Annotated in this window: 2 pseudogenes; one reads left to right on the top strand and one right to left on the bottom strand. The window is 63.6% G+C overall.

The features are described 5' to 3' along the window. Positions 1–315: pseudogene (locus tag JMF90_RS37125) on the bottom strand (sugar ABC transporter substrate-binding protein); the annotation flags it as partial. Positions 316–745: 430 nt separating this feature from the next. Here JMF90_RS37125 and JMF90_RS37120 point away from each other — a divergent pair. After that, positions 746–1,391, top strand: a pseudogene (locus JMF90_RS37120) (glucose-6-phosphate dehydrogenase); the annotation flags it as partial.

The raw sequence follows: 1,391 nt of genomic DNA, 5'->3' as shown, positions 1-1,391 counted from the left end.
GTTGACGAGCACGCCCTGGTCGGCCCAGTCCTGGATCAGCGGGCCCTTGATCTGCGCGGCCGACGGGGAATCGCCGCTGATCACCTTGGTCTTCAGCGCGGTCATCGCCGCGGCGCCGGCGCCGCCCGCGACCGCGAAGTCCTTCCACACGTAGCCCTGCTTCTGCAGGTCGTCCTTCAGCACGCCGACGGCCTTCGACTCGCCGCCCGAGGTCCACCAGTGCAGCACGGTTACGTTCTCGGCTGCCTGCGCCGCCACGGCGCCAGCCATCAGACCCGCGGCGCAGAGCGCGCCCATGATCGAGCGAACTTTCATTACTTATCTCCTCCAGACTGAATCAACTCGTGAGGTTCCCCGACGGGGAACCGGCTTCTTGATAAACGACGGGGAAATCGAGCCGCGGGACGCATGCAGCGTACGGGGCCGATGACCGGCCGGGCTCTTACAGAAAGCGTGAATCGAGATTCAACGGCGTGTCTCCTCTTTGTGTTTCTGGCCCACCGCGATGCTGCGGCGCGAGCCCGGGGGCGACGGCGCGCAATGATGCGCTCCGTCAATGTCCGATACCATTCGGCACAAGGCGCTCCCGAAGGCGAAGCTCGCGCAGTTCATCGACCGCACTTCTTTTTTTCTTCACCCAGGTGCTACCCCTTGCGGCGGATTGTAGTTAAACTACAATTCAGTGTCAAAAATATTTTTATCGCACTACGGATCGCTTCCAGCACCCCCAACACGGCGGAGACACATGCATACCGATTCCAGCTTTACCTTCGTACTTTTCGGCGGCACCGGCGATTTGTCGATGCGCAAGATCCTGCCCGCGCTGTTCGAAGCGCACCGTGCGAACATGCTGGCGGACGGCGGTCGGATCGTGGCCGTCGCACGACACGAATCGGATCGGGCGGGCTATCTCGAATGGGTCGACACGCACGTGAAGCCGCATGCGGCGAAGGCGGCCGGCAACGCGTTCGACGACGCGGCCTGGAAGTCGTTTCTCGACCGCATCGAGTACGTGAAGCTCGATCTCGGCCGCGCGGAGGACTACGTCGTGCTGCGCGACGCGATCGCATCGCTGCCCGGCATCCGCGTGTTCTATCTCGCGACCGGCCCGTCGCTGTTCGTGCCGATCTGCAAGGCGCTCGCGTCGGTCGGCCTGAACGAAGGCTCGCGCATCGTGCTGGAGAAGCCGCTCGGCTACGACCTGAAGTCGTCCAACGCGATCAACGACGCGGTCGGCGAGATCTTCGCGGAAGGCCAGATCTACCGGATCGACCACTACCTCGGCAAGGAGCCGGTACAGAACCTGCTCGCGCTGCGCTTCGGCAATGCGCTGTTCGAGCCGCTGTGGCGCCGCGAATGGGTCGAGAGCATCCAGATCACGATCGCGGAAG

It is taken from the genome of Burkholderia sp. E168m23 (assembly GCF_016586125.1).
GTDB lineage: Bacteria > Pseudomonadota > Gammaproteobacteria > Burkholderiales > Burkholderiaceae > Burkholderia > Burkholderia orbicola.
The sequence above is the reverse complement of the archived record's forward strand: the minus strand, read 5'-3'. Positions and strand labels throughout refer to the sequence as shown.